This is a genomic window from Lysobacter sp., assembly GCF_035655815.1.
Lineage (GTDB): Bacteria > Pseudomonadota > Gammaproteobacteria > Xanthomonadales > Xanthomonadaceae > Lysobacter_J.
In genome coordinates this window covers 109472-122795 of sequence record NZ_DASRTS010000055.1, presented here as the reverse complement: position 1 = coordinate 122795, position 13324 = coordinate 109472, and the positions used below count along the sequence as shown (strand labels likewise).

Sequence of the window (13324 nt, the reverse complement as noted above, 5' to 3'; positions counted from 1 at the left end):
ACGTGCGCGCAGGCGCCCTGAAGGACATCGCGCTCCAGTTGCAGAACGCGGCCGCGGCGGCCGGCAGGCCAGTGCCGCGGCTGCTCGCAGTCAGCAAGACCCAGGATGCGACGGCCGTCGCGGATTTGGCCGACGCAGGCCAGGTCGCGTTCGGAGAGAACTACGTCCAAGAGACCGCCGGCAAGCAGCCGGCGCTGGCCGACCGGGGGCTGGAGTGGCACCTGATCGGCCACCTGCAGTCCAACAAGGCGCGGGAAGCCGCCACGCTGTTCGACTGGGTCCAGACCGTGGACCGGCCCAAGCTGGTCGCCGCGCTGGCCGGGCACCGCGCGCCGGACCGGCCACCGCTGAATGTCCTGATCCAGGTGAACATCGACGACGAGGCCAGCAAGCACGGCTGCCAGCCCGGCGACGTGGCGGCCCTGGCCACGGCCATCGCCGCACAGCCCCGCCTGAAGCTGCGCGGGCTGATGGTCATCCCCACGCCGCATCCCGATCCCGAGCAGCGCCGCGACGCCTTCCGCCGCACACGCCAGTTGTTCGAGGCGCTGCGCGCGGAACATCCCGACGTCGACACACTCTCGATGGGCATGAGCGACGACTTCGCGATCGCCATCGCCGAGGGCGCGACGATGGTGCGCATCGGCACGGCGCTGTTTGGCGCACGCAAGACCCGGGACCCGGGACTCGGGACTCGGGACCCGGAGAAGGGCGACTGAGACTTTCGTCGTTGCTATCTTCACCACCGCATCCCCTTCGTGTTGTTTGTCGACCTCCATGCCCCATCCGAGTCCCGAGCCCCGAGTCCCGAGTCCCGCCACGATCGCCTTCATCGGCGGCGGCAACATGGCGCGCAGCCTGATCGGCGGGCTGATCGCGCGCGGACAGGCGCCTGCCTCCATCCACGTGGCCGAACCCGTCGAGGCACTGCGCGACCCGCTGCAGCGCGATTTCGGCGTGGAGTGCGCCGACAGTGCCGCAACGTCCGCAGCCGGGGCCGGCGTCTGGCTGCTCGCGGTCAAGCCGCAGGTGATGCGCGAGGTGTGCGCCGGCCTGGCTTCGCTCGCACAGGCGCAGCGCCCGCTGGTCATTTCGATCGCCGCGGGCATCACCACGGCACAGCTCGACGGCTGGCTGGGTGGCGGCCTGCCGGTGGTCCGCGCGATGCCGAACACGCCCGCGCTGCTCGGCGTCGGCATCACGGGACTGTTCGCCAACCCGCGCACCGACGCGGCGCAGCGCGAGCGCGCCGCAGCGCTGCTGGAGGCGGTCGGGCCAACGGTGTGGATCGACGACGAATCTCGCATGGATGCGGTCACCGCCGTGTCGGGCAGCGGTCCCGCCTACGTCTTCCTGCTGGCCGAAGCCATGCAGGCCGCGGGCGTCGCGCAGGGGCTCTCGCCGGAGGCATCGCGTGCGCTGGTCCAGCAGACCCTGCTCGGCGCGGCCACGATGCTGACCCGTCTGGAGGAGCCCGCCGATGTGCTGCGTGCACGCGTGACCTCGCCCGGTGGCACCACCCAGGCCGCGATCGAAACGTTCGAGGCCGGCGGCTTCCGCGACCTCGTCGCCCGTGCCATCGCGGCCGCCACCGAGCGCGGCCGCCAACTGTCGGCCGCCAACGACTGAGAACACCGGAGCCCATCGTGCGAATTCGACTGCTGACCGCCCTACTCCCTCTGGCACTGGTCGCCTGCGGAGGCGGCGGTGCGCCGCCGCCGTCGAGTGGCGGATCGGACACCGCGCAGGAAGCCGTCAGCCGGATCGGCGACGTGACCATCCGCGCGACCGCCGTGCCTACCACCACGCTGAGCGAGCAGGTCGCCACCCAGTACGGCATCACGCGCGCCGACAGCACCGTGATGCTGCTGATCGGCGTGCGCCAGGGCAGCGACGCCCAGGAAGTCGCCCTGCCCGCGCGCATCACCGCCACCGTCTCCGACCTGCGCGGCCGCCGCCAGGACATCGCCATGCGTGAACTGCGTAGCGGCGAGCTGCTGGACTACGTCGGCACGGTCGAAGTCTCTCCACCGGAAACGCTGCGCTTCGACCTCACCGTCGTGCGCGACGGCGGCGCGAGCTCGACGATGCAGTTCACGCGGGATTTTTATCCGCGGTGAGGGAGGCTGAGTAACGCGAAGCTCGCCTCGCGGGTATGACGCACTGGGCAAAAGGTCCGGTCCGCGGCCTTCTGCGCGGAAGGGGAACTCGGCCCAGACTGGTTGCCGGCTGGACGGAAAGGTCGTCTGTTGCCGCTCACGGACGACTGCTAAAGCATGGTCTCCGGTCACAGGGCGTCTATGGCTCGTCATCCCCGCGAAGGCGGGGATCCATGGACTTTTCACGCTTTCCCGATGCGCTTGAACGACGAGAGCCAAGGCTTCCGTCCGTCTAAAGCCGGCCGGGTCACTTTTCTTTGCTGACCCAAAGAAAAGTAACCAAAAGAAACGGTCTTCCCCGACAAATCAATCCCACGACCGGAAACGGAGTAGGTGCCCTTCGCGAGTCGGCATCCTGCCTCCGCGCTCAGCAGCGCACGTCCTGTGCGCTGCCCTCCGGGGCTTGAATTGTGCTTGGCTGTTCAACAGCAACAGCAACAGCAACAGCAACGACCACCAGGGCAGTGCAAGGCAACATGACGACGGAAAGCAAAGCGCCTTCGCGTGATGAACTCTTCAGTTGATCAGCCCGCCACCCTCACCCCTGCCGCTGCGCCCACTGCCGAATCACCGCCGCAATCTCCCGCACCCCATCCGTCAGCGCCGCAGGGCCCGGCTGCAGGATGATCGGCGACTTGATCTCGTGAAGTTCGCCGTCGCGCACGGCCGGGATCGACGCCCAGCCCTCGCGCGCGGCGACCTTCTGCGGACGGAACTTCTTGCCGCACCAGGAGCCCAGGATGATGTCGGGTGCGCGGCGCACCACTTCGCCGGGGTCTTCCAGAATGCGCTGCTTCGCCAGCGACTCGGCGGCGCGTTCGGGGAAGATGTCGTCGCCGCCGGCGATGCGGACCAGTTCGGCCACCCACTGGATGCCGCTGATCAGCGGTTCGTCCCATTCCTCGAAGTACACCTTCGGCCGGCGCGACAGCGTGGCCGCTTGTGCGGCGATGTCATCGAGCCCACGGCGCAACTCGTCCGCGTACTCCTTGGCGCGCTCCGCCGCGCCGACCAGCGCCCCCAGCCGACGAACATAGTCGAGGATGCCGTCCACGCTGCGGTGGTTGCTGATCCACACTTCCACGCCGTGGCGGATCAGTTCGCCGGCGATCTCGGCCTGGATGTCGGAAAAGCCGATGACGAAATCCGGGCGCAGCTTGAGGATCTCGCCGATCTTCGCGCTGGTGAACGCGCTGACCTTGGGTTTCTCCCTGCGCGCCGCCGGTGGACGCACGGTGAAGCCGCTGATGCCGACGATACGGTGCTGTTCGCCCAGCGCGTACAGCGTTTCGGTGGGCTCTTCGGTGAGACAGACGATGCGCTGCGGACCGTGCTTCATGGGCCGACCTGCTTGCGGAAATACACGACGCGCTCGGTTTCCTCGAAGCCGTACGCCGCATGCGCGGCATGGCTGGCCGTGTTGTCGATCAGCGCATCGGATGCGAGTTCGCTGCAGCCCTGCTGGAGCGTCCATTGCTCGACGGCTTCCACCAGCGCGCGACCAACACCGCTCCGCCGCCAGACCGGCTCGACGTAGAGCCCTTCCAGAAAGCCCACCGGCGATGTCCCTGTGCCGTTGACGTAGTCGCGGCGGATGCTCGCCTCGGCGAAGCCGACCGTTTCACCGTTCGTGCAGAACCCCAGCCACACGCCGGCATCGTCGCGCGCCAATTGTGCGAGCAGCTGCTCCGGCGTGTCGTCGGCGTCGGGCCACAGCGCCACGCGCATCGCGTTCCAGGCCGGCAGATCGGCCGCACCGGCGCGACGCACGCCCGCGAAACTCACGGGAACAGCATCCGGCGCTGCCATTCGCCTGCGACATCACGCTCGTAGTGCTGGCGCTCGTGCAGGCGGAAGTCCGCGCCGTACCAGAACTCGATCGCGTCCGGCCGCACGCGCAGACCGGTCCAGCGTGGCGGGCGCGGCACATCGCGCCCTTCGAATTCCTGCTCGGCCTGTGCCAGGCGCTGTTCGAAGATCTGTCGCGATTCCAGCGTTTCGGACTGCTTGGATGCCCAGGCACCGAGCTGGCTGCCGCGTGGGCGCGAGGCGAAGTAGGCATCGGCTTCATCGTCGTTGACGATTTCCACCGCGCCTTCCACCCGCACCTGCACGCCGTTGCGCACGCGTGGCCAGTGGAACAGCAGGGCCGCGTACGGATTGGCCTGCAGTTCGCGGCCCTTGCGTCCGTCCAGGTGCGTGTAGAACACGAAGCCACGCTCGTCGTGCGCCTTGAGCAGCACGACACGCGCGGAAGGACGTGCGTCGAGACTGGCGGTGGCCAGCGTCATCGCGGTGCGGTCGGGCTCACCGGCACGTTGCGCTTCGTCGAACAGCGCATCGAACGTGGCGAGGGCTTCTTTCAACAGGTCGGGCGTGTCCATTGCGCTATTGTGGGCCGATGTCGCCACGACTGCATCCATCCATGCCGGGCTTCGATGCGGCGCTGGTGGGCCGCGTGCTCGACGACGCACTCGCGCACGGCAGTCGCGTCCACGCCATCGCCGGCCTGCAGGGCTCCGGGAAATCGACGCTCGCGGCGCAGGTCGCGGCGCTGGCGCAGTCGCGCGGCTTGCGCGTGGCGGTGCTGTCCATCGACGACTTCTACCTGGGCCGGCGTGAGCGCCAGCGCCTGGCGCGCCACGTGCACCCGCTGTTGGCCACGCGCGGGCCGCCGGGTACGCACGAGGTCCCGCTCGCCTGCCACACGCTGGATGCCCTGCGCGAAGGCGCGCCGGTTCGCCTGCCACGCTTCGACAAGCTCGCCGACACGCGCCTGCCGCCCTCACGCTGGCCGACGGTACGCGGCACCGACCTGGTCCTGCTGGAAGGCTGGTTCCTGAAGACGCCCGCGCAGGCCGCCGACGAGTTGCGCGAACCGATCAACAGCGTCGAACGCGACGAGGATGCGGACGGCAGGTGGCGTCGCCACTGCAACGATGCGCTTGCCAGCGACTACCCGGCGCTGTGGTCGCGACTGGACCGCATGCTGTTCCTGCAGCCGCCGGGCTTCGAGTCGGTGCCACGCTGGCGCTGGCAGCAGGAGGCGGCGCTGCAGGCCCGCGCCACCCGCAATCCGCACGGCATGGACCGTGCCGGCGTGGAACGGTTCGTCCAGCTGTTCGAGCGGGTGAGCCGGCAGGCGTTGCGCTGCCTGCCGGGCATCGCGGAGTGGACCCTGCCGCTGGACGACGAACGCCGTCCGCGTAGCTGAAGACACACGCCGCCCATGCAGCGCGGCTGGCTACAATCGCCTCATGAACCCCGCCTCCAACCTGATCCTGGTCGGCCCGATGGGCGCTGGAAAGACCTGCATCGGCAAGCGCCTGGCCGAGCACTTCGGCCTGCGCCTGGTGGATGCCGACCGCGAGATCGAGCAGCAGGCGGGCACCAGCATCAACACCATCTTCGAGCACGAAGGCGAAGCGGGTTTCCGTGCGCGCGAGCGTGCGGCGCTGGCCACCCTGGTGCGCGAGGACGGCCTGGTCGTGGCCACCGGCGGCGGCGCGGTGCTCGATGCCGACAATCGCAGGCTGCTGCGCGAACGCGGTTTCGTCGTACACCTGCACGTCAGCGTGCCGCAGCAGCTGGAGCGGCTTGCGCGCGACCGCAGCCGGCCGCTGCTGGCACGCGGCGATCGCGAGGACGTGCTGCGTACGCTGTCCGAGCTTCGCGCGCCGCTGTACCGCGAAGTGGCGGACCTGTACTTCGACACCGATGCGTGCAACAGCCAGGAGGCCGCGATGCGGCTCGCGCAGCAACTGACCACACAGTGGCAGCGCACCGATGCGACCCACGCGCCCGCCGAGGCACGCATGATCCGGACGGAAACCACATGAGCACGATGCGCACCGTCAAGGTCGACGGCGAGGCCCGCTACGACATCTGCATCGGCCCCGGCCTGCTGGACGAGGCCGGCCTGTTCGCGCATGCCCTGCGCGGCAAGCACGCGCTAATCGTCAGCGACGAGCACGTGGCGCCGCTGTACGCCGAACGAGTGGAAGCCACGCTGCGCAAGGCGCGGCCGGCGCTGAAGATCGAGCGCTTCGTGCTGCCGCCGGGCGAGCAGGAAAAGACGCTGGCGCGGTTCTGCCAGTGCCTGGACGCGCTGGCGACGCTCGGCGCGACGCGCGATGCGGCGGTCGTCGCATTGGGTGGCGGCGTGGTCGGCGACCTGGCCGGCTTCGCCGCGGCCTGCTGGATGCGGGGTGTCGACGTGGTCCAGGTGCCCACCACGCTGCTGGCGATGGTGGACTCGTCCGTCGGCGGCAAGACCGCTGTGGACCTGCCCGCCGGCAAGAACCTGGTCGGTGCGTTCCATCCGCCGCGCGCGGTGATCGCCGACACCACCACGCTGCGTACGCTGCCGCCGCGCGAACTGCGCGCCGGGCTGGCCGAGGTGGTCAAGTACGGGGCCATTTTCGAAGCGGATTTCCTGACCTGGCTGGAGGCGAATGCCGCCTCGCTGCTGTCGGGCCAGGACGCGGTGCTGGCTGAGGCGATCGCCCGCTCGTGCCATTACAAGGCCGAGGTGGTCTCGCGCGACCCGTACGAGCACGGCGAGCGCGCGCTTCTGAATTTCGGCCACACCTTCGGCCACGCCATCGAGGCGGAACAGGGCTATTCCGGCGCGGGCAGCGACGCGCTGAACCATGGTGAGGCCGTCGCCGTGGGCATGGTGCTGGCCGCACGCCTCTCGGCTGCACTGGGTCGTGCTCCAGCCACCGATGCCGAGCGCCTCGCGCACCTGCTGCAGCGGCTCGGTTTGCCAACCACGGTGCCGGACGGACTGGAACCCGACGCCCTGCTCTCGCGCATGCGCCTGGACAAGAAGGCCGATGCGGGTGGTTTGCGCTTCATTCTGTGGGACCGGGCAGGCCAGGCGAAAGTGGTCAGCGGCGTGCCAGACGAACAGGTGCTGGCGGTACTGCGGGCGTGCTAAGGCCGCCGTCGCGGCCTCTTTTCGCCCCGCTGCGCCAGTCCTCGTAGAATGGCGGCCCCATGCGACTGCTTCTGCAACAACGGCCCGACGGCCGCGAGGCCCCGCGCTTCGTCCAACTGATGCTGCAGCCCGACCTTCTGGGCGGCTGGACGCTGGTGCGCGAAAGCGGGCAGATCGGCGGCCGCAGCACGCTGCGGCGAGAGCAGTTCCTCGATCACGCCAGTGCGCTGGCCGCGCTGGAATCGGCGCGCGACCAGCAACTCAAGCGCGGGTTCCAGCTGATGTTCGTGCAGGGCGCGGACGCACCGAAGTAAACGCCGCCCGCGCAACAGTCCGATGCGCGTGCACGGCCGGGCGCGTCGGTCCAGCTGCGGCGCCAGCCGCGATAATGCCGCCCCGTCCCCCCGCGCCCCACGGCGCCCCACGCGCCAAGGATCACGATGAGCTCCGCCACGCCCCTGAAGAACGACCGTTTCCTGCGCGCCCTGCGCCGCGAGCCCGTGGACCATACGCCGGTGTGGCTGATGCGCCAAGCCGGTCGCTATCTGCCGGAGTACCGCGCCACGCGTGCCGCCGCGGGCAGTTTCCTGGGCATGGCCAAGAATCCCGAGCTGGCCTGCGAGGTCACGCTGCAGCCGCTGCGCCGCTTTCCGCTCGACGCGGCGATCCTGTTCTCGGACATCCTCACCGTGCCCGACGCGATGGGCCTGGGCCTGTACTTCGTCGAGGGCGAAGGCCCCAAGTTCGAGCGTCCCGTGCGCACCTACGAGGACATCGCGAAGCTGGCGGTGCCCGACATGGACCGTGAGCTGCGCTACGTGACCGACGCGGTGCGCACGATCCGTCGCGAACTGGACGGCTCGGTGCCGCTGATCGGCTTTTCCGGCAGTCCGTGGACGCTGGCCTGCTACATGGTCGAAGGCGGCGGCAGCGACAACTTCTCCAAGGTGAAGTCGCTGGCCCTCAACGATCCGGCCGCGATGCACAAGCTGCTGGAAGTGGTCACCGACGCGGTGATCGCGTACCTGGATGCACAGCGCCAGGCCGGCGCGCAGGCCTTGCAGGTGTTCGACACGTGGGGCGGCGTGCTGTCGCCGTCGATGTACCGCGAATTCTCGCTGCGCTACCTGGCCCGCATCGCACAGGCCCTGCCGCGCGGCAACGAGAACGCCCCGCTGATCCTGTTCGGCAAGGGCAATGGCGCGTACCTGGAGGAACTTGCGGCGACCGGCGCCGAGGCAGTCGGCGTCGACTGGACCGTCGGCCTGGGCGACGCCGCCCGCCGCACCGGCGGCAAGGTCGCGCTGCAGGGCAACCTCGACCCGGTGACGCTGTATGCACAGCCCGATGCCATCCGCCGCGAAGTCGGCCGCGCCCTGGACGATTACGCCGCAGGCAACGGCGGCTCCCGCGAAGGCCACGTCTTCAACCTCGGCCACGGCATGTCGCCCGACATGAGCCCCGACCATGTCGCGGCCCTGGTGCAGGCGGTGCATGAGCTGAGTGCGCGTTGAGGGGATGGGCGACGAGGTAATGTTTCTCTTGCTCGTCATTCCCGCGAAGGCGGGAATCCAGGGACTTTCACGCTTTACCGTTCGCGTGTCCGCAACGAAAGAGCCAAAGCTTCCGTCCGTCTAAAGCCAGCCGGGTCACTTTTATCCCGGCTTTCGCGGGGATGACGATCAAACGCGGAAACGTTGTCGGGTTGCTGATGCCTCGCTGTTGCTGTTGCTGTGAACAGCCGAGCGCGCCTCTAGACCCGGAGGGCGCCGCACAGGGATGTGCGGCGCTGAGCAAGGAGGCATGGATGCCGACTTGCGGGGCGCCTACTTCCTCTCCGATCGTGGGATTGCTTCGTCAGGGAAGACCCTTTCTTTGGGTTACTTTTCTTTGGGTCAGCAAAGAAAAGTGACCCGGCCGGCTTTAGACGGACGGAAGCTTTGGCTGTTGCTTCTGACAGCGCAACAGTAAAGCGTGAAAAGTCCATGGATTCCCGCCTTCGCGGGAATGACGATCAAACGCGGAAACGTTGTCGAGTTGCTGATGCCTAGCTGTGCTGTTGCTGTTGCTGTTGCTGTTGCTGTTGAACAGCCAAGCACAAATTCAAGCCCCGAAGGGCAGCGCACAGGACGTGCGCTGCTGAGCGCGGAGGCAGGATGCCGACTCGCGAAGGCACCGATTCCCCTTCCGGTCATGGGATTGCTGTGTCGGGGAAGACCCTTTCTTTTGGTTACTTTTCTTTGGGTCAGCAAAGAAAAGTGACCCGGCCGGCTTTAGACGGACGGAAGCTGTGGCTCTTCCGCTTCTGACGGAAAGCCGGTAAGGCGTGAAAGGTCCATGGATCCCCGCCTTCGCAGGGATGACGGGCCAAGGGAAACAGCAAATGAACCCGCCTTCGCTCGATGACGACGGAAGAGCGTGAACATCGCGACTGCGCGACACCGGTAAAGCGTGAAAAGTCCATGGATCCCCGCCTTCGCGGGGATGACGAGCAAGAGCAACCGCAGACGAGCAGAAGCAACGGCAAAATGGATCCCGGCTTTCGCCGGGATGACGAACAGAAGCGAAGGGCAACATCGCCGCTCCCACCTTCGCGGGTATGCGAGAGAGCGAAAGACAAAGGCGCTGCGCTCGCGGAAGCACCGGAAAAGCTTCACCCGCTACCGCCTCGGCACACCCTCCAGCAAACCCGCCAGCATCGCGCCCGTCACCGGCTTGCGCAGGAAGCCCTTGAACCCGGCGGCCATCGCCTGCGGCTCCGCATCGGCATCCGCGCGGGCAGTGATCGCCAGCAGCGGCCGATCGAAACCCTGCAGGCGCAGTTGCTCGGCCAGCGCCAGGCCGTCCATGCCGGGCAGGTCGAGATCGAGCAGCGCCGCATCGAAAGTACCCGTCGCCGCTTCCGCCATGGCAGCCAGGCCATGGCCCACGTGCGTGACACGGTGTCCCTGCGCGCGCAGCAGGCCGGCGATGACTTCGGCGACCGTCGGGTCGTCTTCCACCAGCAACAGCGACAGCGGACCGCTGCGGCGGGCCAGCAGCGCCTCGCCGCGGTCGCGTGCGACGCTTGGCGCCGCGGTTTCCAGCGGCAACTCGACGATGAATCGCGCGCCCTGTCCCGGCGCACTGTCGACGCGGATCGTGCCGCCCATCGCCGCGGCGAGTTCCTGGCAGATCGCCAGGCCCAGTCCGCTGCCGCCGTAGCGCGCCGCCGTGCGCGCGCCCTCGGCCTGCTCGAAACGGCGGAATAGGCGCGCCTGCTGCTCCTCGTTCAGGCCGGGGCCGGTATCGGCGATCTCGAACCGCACGCCGTTCGGCTCCATCGCCGACACGCGCAGCGACACCAGTCCCTCGGAGGTGAACTTGATGGCGTTGCCGAGCAGGTTCAGCAGGACCTGGCAAACGCGGTTGACGTCGCCACGTAGGCCGGCGGGCGCATCGGGCGCCACGTCGATCACGAACGCGAGACCGCGCTTGCGCGCGAGCGGCGCCATCAGCGATGCGGCCTCGTCGACCACCGTGCGCAGGTCGAACGCTTCGTCGGCGAGTTCCAGACGCCCGGACTCGATGCGCGCCAGGTCCAGTGCGTCGTTGACCAGCCGCAGCAGATGCCGGCCGGCGCGACGGATCGAATCGACATAACCGCGTTGCTGCGCATCGAGCGGCGTGTCGAGCAGCAGCTCGCTCATGCCCAGCACACCGGTCATGGGCGTACGCACTTCGTGCCCCAGCGTGGCGAGGAAGCGCGTCTTGGCCAGCGATGCTTCCTTGGCGACCTCGCGTTCGTGCTGGGCCAGCTGCCACGCGTGGCGGCGCTTGAGCCGCCTGCGATAGGCATCGGCCCACCACCACACCAGCAGCAGCGCGAGGCCGATGAAGCCGGCGATGGCGCCCCAGGTCTGCCACCACGGTGGCGCGACACTGAAGGAGATCGTCTGCGGCACCGACCACACGTGGTCGGCCGCGCGTGCGGACACCTGCAGCCGGTACTCGCCGGGCTGCAGCTGCGAGAACACGCGCTCGCCGGCGGAGTCCACCGACACCCATTGCGGGTCGTATCCCAGCAGGCGGAACCGGTACACGTTGTTGCGCGCGTCGTTGAACGAGAGCAGGCGCGCGACGATGCGCAGGTCGCGGTCGTCGTGCTCGATGCGGAATGGTTGCGACGGATCGAACGCGACGCGCTGGTCGCCGCGCCGCGCCTCGATGCTCTCCACCACCAGATGCGGCGCCTGCGTGCCCGGCCGCACGTTGGCCGGGTCGAACATCACCAGCCCGTCGGGCGAACCGACCAGGATGCGGCCATCGCGCGGACGCACCTTGGGCTGCGCGTCGAATTCCTGGCTGGGCAACCCGTCGCGCACGCCATAGACGCGCGTGGAACGCGCTTCCGGATCGATGCGCATGATGCCGCGCACGCTGGTCAGCCAGACGATGCCCGCGGCATCGACCGTGATGCCGGCGGGCGCCATCAGCGGCACGCCTGCTTCCGCATCCAGCAGCAACTCACGATGCAGCGCCGGGCCCTGCCACCGCCATGCCTCGACCTTGCCGAGCCGCGCTACCCAGACACGCCCCTGCCGATCGATCGCGAACCCGTAGATGCGTTCGCCCGAAAGCCCGTCGATCGGTTCGAAGCGGCGCACCTGGCGGTTCCAGCGCGACAGTCCGTGAGTACCGGAGACCCATAGCGCGCCGTCGGGCCCGCGCGCGATCTGCTCGATGAACACGCCTTCCGGCAGGCCCGTGCCCTGGCCCGGATGCAGCCGCTCGAACACGCGGCCATCGAGGTCGCGCATCTGCAGTTCGCCGTCCTCGGTCGCCAGCCACAGCATGCCGTCGGCCGTCTGCACGAGCTTCGCTTCGCCGGCCGGCGGTGCGTCGCGCCCGTCGCCTTCTTCCCAGCGTCGCACCGCACCGGTGACGGGATCCACGCGCGCCAGTCCACCGATGTAGCTCACCCATACCGCGCCGCGGTCGTCCTCGACCACGTCGGCAAGCACGTAGCGATGGCCCACGCCCTGCGCCACGTGGCGCACCGATCCGCTATCGGGATCGAACCGGTCGAGCACGCCGCCGGTGCCCACCAGCCACATGTCGCCGTTCGCGGCCGGAGCGATGCCGCGCACATGCGCGTTGGCCAGCGAGGCGGTGTCGTCCAGTCGTCGCGACAGCACCGCGAACTGGCGCCAGTTGCCGGCCAGATACCACAGGCCGTTGCTGCTGCTGGCGAACCACAGGCCGCCTTCGCGGTCCTCGTACGCGCCGACCCACGAGGGACGCACCAGCCCCTGCGCACTGCCGCTGTACAGCGGCACCACGCTCATCCGGCCGCCGTTGTCGCGTCCCAGCCCCTGAGGCACGTCGAACCAGTACATGCCACCGCGATCGCGCAACAGCACGTGCAGGATGGTGTCGCGCATGCCGGCATCGGTCCATGGCGTCGCGGAATACGAACCGTCGGCGCGCCGCACGCCCACGCCGTCGGGCGTGGCGAACCAGAGCGTGCCGTCGCGGTCGGCGGTGATGCCGTTGATGCGGGGCGAGGCCAGCGCGCCATCGGGCACGCGTTCGAAATCGCGTCCGGTCCAGCGCGCGACGCCCCCCTTGGTCCCCACCCACAGCGTGCCGTCAGGCGCGACCGTGAGCTGGCTGACCTCGGCGTGCGGCAGGCTGCGAACGTCGCCCTCGCGCGGCATGAAACGGGTGATGCGTCCCTGCGGGTCAAGGCGATGCAGGCCGCCGAACGGCGTGCCGAACCACACCGCGCCGTCGCGGGTGGACGTGACCGTCCAGATGGTGTCGCTACCCATGGCGGGCGTGTTGGCGCGGTTGTAGTAGCGGAAGTGCTTGCGCTCGACATCGAGCATCGCGAGCCCGGCTTCGGCCGTCGCCACCCACACGCGGTTGGCCGCATCCACGTGCACGGCCCAGACGAAGCTGTCGCGCAGGCCCTGCTCCGCGCGCCAGACGCGGAAGCCGATGCCGTCGTAGCGGGCCAGACCATCGCTGGTGGCGATCCACAGGTACCCGTTGCGGTCTTCCGTGATGCCGTTGATGCGGTTGGAGGGCAGCCCGTCGGCCACGGTGATCTGGCGCAGGCGCGGCGTCTCTGGCATCGCGGCCCGCAGTGGCCAAGCCATCGAGAACAGCAGTACGCAACACAGGATCGCCCTTGCCAGCATGACGTCGAACCGCCCCTTCCGGATCGTGACGGAGGCCG

At 68.8% G+C, this 13324-nt stretch carries 13 protein-coding genes; 9 read left to right on the top strand and 4 right to left on the bottom strand.

Annotated elements, in window-relative coordinates; translation table 11 throughout:
* Window positions 1-2 precede the first annotated feature (2 nt).
* Genes VFE83_RS15020 through VFE83_RS15010 form a run of 3 tightly spaced genes read left to right on the top strand, consistent with a single transcriptional unit; the run spans window position 3 to window position 2120 of the window.
* A complete protein-coding gene (locus VFE83_RS15020; RefSeq protein WP_324907568.1) occupies window positions 3-719 on the top strand; it encodes a YggS family pyridoxal phosphate-dependent enzyme in 717 nt (238 codons plus the stop codon).
* 58 nt (window positions 720-777) lie between these two features.
* On the top strand, window positions 778-1629 hold the full coding sequence (gene proC, locus VFE83_RS15015; RefSeq protein WP_324907566.1) for a pyrroline-5-carboxylate reductase: 852 nt from the start codon (window positions 778-780) through the stop codon (window positions 1627-1629).
* Between the two features lie 17 nt (window positions 1630-1646).
* Entirely contained in the window at window positions 1647-2120 is a 474-nt protein-coding gene (locus VFE83_RS15010) for a DUF4426 domain-containing protein (protein ID WP_324907564.1), read from the top strand.
* 577 nt (window positions 2121-2697) lie between these two features.
* On the opposite strand, the gene VFE83_RS15005 is transcribed toward VFE83_RS15010, so the two are convergent.
* Genes VFE83_RS15005 through pdxH form a run of 3 tightly spaced genes read right to left on the bottom strand, consistent with a single transcriptional unit; the run spans window position 2698 to window position 4543 of the window.
* A complete protein-coding gene (locus VFE83_RS15005) occupies window positions 2698-3498 on the bottom strand; it encodes a cobalamin-binding protein (protein ID WP_324907562.1) in 801 nt (266 codons plus the stop codon).
* Window positions 3495-3887, bottom strand: a complete 393-nt coding sequence (aac(6'), locus tag VFE83_RS15000) for an aminoglycoside 6'-N-acetyltransferase (protein ID WP_414674762.1) — start codon at window positions 3885-3887, stop codon at window positions 3495-3497. The genes VFE83_RS15005 and aac(6') overlap by 4 nt, the downstream gene beginning before the upstream one ends.
* 53 nt (window positions 3888-3940) lie before the next feature.
* On the bottom strand, window positions 3941-4543 hold the full coding sequence (gene pdxH, locus VFE83_RS14995) for a pyridoxamine 5'-phosphate oxidase (RefSeq protein ID WP_324907558.1): 603 nt from the start codon (window positions 4541-4543) through the stop codon (window positions 3941-3943).
* 17 nt (window positions 4544-4560) lie between these two features.
* On the opposite strand from pdxH, the gene VFE83_RS14990 reads away from it, so the two are divergent.
* The 6 genes from VFE83_RS14990 (at window position 4561) to VFE83_RS14965 (ending at window position 9363) form a co-directional block, all read left to right on the top strand.
* Complete coding sequence (locus VFE83_RS14990; RefSeq protein ID WP_324907556.1) at window positions 4561-5373, top strand: kinase; 813 nt, start codon at window positions 4561-4563, stop codon at window positions 5371-5373.
* Window positions 5374-5416: 43 nt separating this feature from the next.
* Window positions 5417-5998 (top strand): shikimate kinase, encoded by a 582-nt coding sequence (locus VFE83_RS14985; RefSeq protein WP_324907554.1) that lies wholly within the window; start codon window positions 5417-5419, stop codon window positions 5996-5998.
* A complete protein-coding gene (gene aroB, locus VFE83_RS14980; protein ID WP_324907552.1) occupies window positions 5995-7101 on the top strand; it encodes a 3-dehydroquinate synthase in 1107 nt (368 codons plus the stop codon). The genes VFE83_RS14985 and aroB overlap by 4 nt, the downstream gene beginning before the upstream one ends.
* Before the next feature lie 59 nt (window positions 7102-7160).
* A complete protein-coding gene (locus tag VFE83_RS14975; RefSeq protein ID WP_324907550.1) occupies window positions 7161-7415 on the top strand; it encodes a WGR domain-containing protein in 255 nt (84 codons plus the stop codon).
* Window positions 7416-7541: 126 nt separating this feature from the next.
* Complete coding sequence (gene hemE, locus VFE83_RS14970) at window positions 7542-8615, top strand: uroporphyrinogen decarboxylase (RefSeq protein WP_324907548.1); 1074 nt, start codon at window positions 7542-7544, stop codon at window positions 8613-8615.
* A 493-nt stretch (window positions 8616-9108) separates the two neighbouring features.
* Window positions 9109-9363 carry a hypothetical protein gene (locus VFE83_RS14965; RefSeq protein ID WP_324907546.1) on the top strand — a complete coding sequence of 85 codons (255 nt, stop codon included), beginning with the start codon at window positions 9109-9111 and terminating at the stop codon, window positions 9361-9363.
* A gap of 398 nt (window positions 9364-9761) precedes the next feature.
* Here the strand turns inward: VFE83_RS14965 and VFE83_RS14960 are convergent, their stop codons facing one another.
* Window positions 9762-13286 carry a ligand-binding sensor domain-containing protein gene (locus tag VFE83_RS14960; protein WP_324907544.1) on the bottom strand — a complete coding sequence of 1175 codons (3525 nt, stop codon included), beginning with the start codon at window positions 13284-13286 and terminating at the stop codon, window positions 9762-9764.
* Between the last annotated feature and the right edge of the window lie 38 nt (window positions 13287-13324).

Bases quoted from the DNA above. Each gene is read 5' to 3' on its own strand.
- proC (WP_324907566.1), top strand. From the start codon at position 778: ATGCCCCATCCGAGTCCCGAGCCCCGAGTCCCGAGTCCCGCCACGATC.
- VFE83_RS15005 (WP_324907562.1), bottom strand. From the start codon at position 3,498: ATGAAGCACGGTCCGCAGCGCATCGTCTGTCTCACCGAAGAGCCCACC.
- pdxH (WP_324907558.1), bottom strand. From the start codon at position 4,543: ATGGACACGCCCGACCTGTTGAAAGAAGCCCTCGCCACGTTCGATGCG.
- VFE83_RS14990 (WP_324907556.1), top strand. From the start codon at position 4,561: ATGTCGCCACGACTGCATCCATCCATGCCGGGCTTCGATGCGGCGCTG.
- VFE83_RS14985 (WP_324907554.1), top strand. From the start codon at position 5,417: ATGAACCCCGCCTCCAACCTGATCCTGGTCGGCCCGATGGGCGCTGGA.
- aroB (WP_324907552.1), top strand. From the start codon at position 5,995: ATGAGCACGATGCGCACCGTCAAGGTCGACGGCGAGGCCCGCTACGAC.
- VFE83_RS14975 (WP_324907550.1), top strand. From the start codon at position 7,161: ATGCGACTGCTTCTGCAACAACGGCCCGACGGCCGCGAGGCCCCGCGC.
- hemE (WP_324907548.1), top strand. From the start codon at position 7,542: ATGAGCTCCGCCACGCCCCTGAAGAACGACCGTTTCCTGCGCGCCCTG.
- VFE83_RS14965 (WP_324907546.1), top strand. From the start codon at position 9,109: ATGACGATCAAACGCGGAAACGTTGTCGAGTTGCTGATGCCTAGCTGT.
- VFE83_RS14960 (WP_324907544.1), bottom strand. From the start codon at position 13,286: ATGCTGGCAAGGGCGATCCTGTGTTGCGTACTGCTGTTCTCGATGGCT.